General features: G+C 59.8%; 3 tRNA genes. All 3 read right to left on the reverse strand.

Annotated elements, in window-relative coordinates:
• The 3 genes from BM341_RS02785 to BM341_RS02795 all read right to left on the reverse strand — a co-directional run bounded on the left by BM341_RS02785 (window position 1) and on the right by BM341_RS02795 (window position 258).
• Window positions 1-75: transfer RNA gene (locus BM341_RS02785), tRNA-Gly, on the reverse strand.
• Window positions 76-104: 29 nt separating this feature from the next.
• Window positions 105-180: transfer RNA gene (locus BM341_RS02790), tRNA-Glu, on the reverse strand.
• Between the two features lie 3 nt (window positions 181-183).
• A tRNA-Gly gene (locus tag BM341_RS02795) sits at window positions 184-258 on the reverse strand.
• Between the last annotated feature and the right edge of the window lies 1 nt (window position 259).

A 259-nucleotide genomic window follows, 5' to 3' on the forward strand; every position in this document is an offset into this window, starting at 1 on the left:
TGGAGCGGGAAAGGAGATTCGAACTCCCGACCCTCGCCTTGGCAAGGCGATGCTCTACCACTGAGCTATTCCCGCAGGTCGCACACTGACTGATGACCGGAAGATGGCGTCCCATAGGGGGTTCGAACCCCTGTTACCGCCGTGAAAGGGCGGTGTCCTGGACCACTAGACGAATGGGACGCATGGAGCGGGAAAGGAGATTCGAACTCCCGACCCTCGCCTTGGCAAGGCGATGCTCTACCACTGAGCTATTCCCGCA

It is taken from the genome of Halomonas korlensis (genome assembly GCF_900116705.1).
Classification (GTDB): domain Bacteria; phylum Pseudomonadota; class Gammaproteobacteria; order Pseudomonadales; family Halomonadaceae; genus Halomonas; species Halomonas korlensis.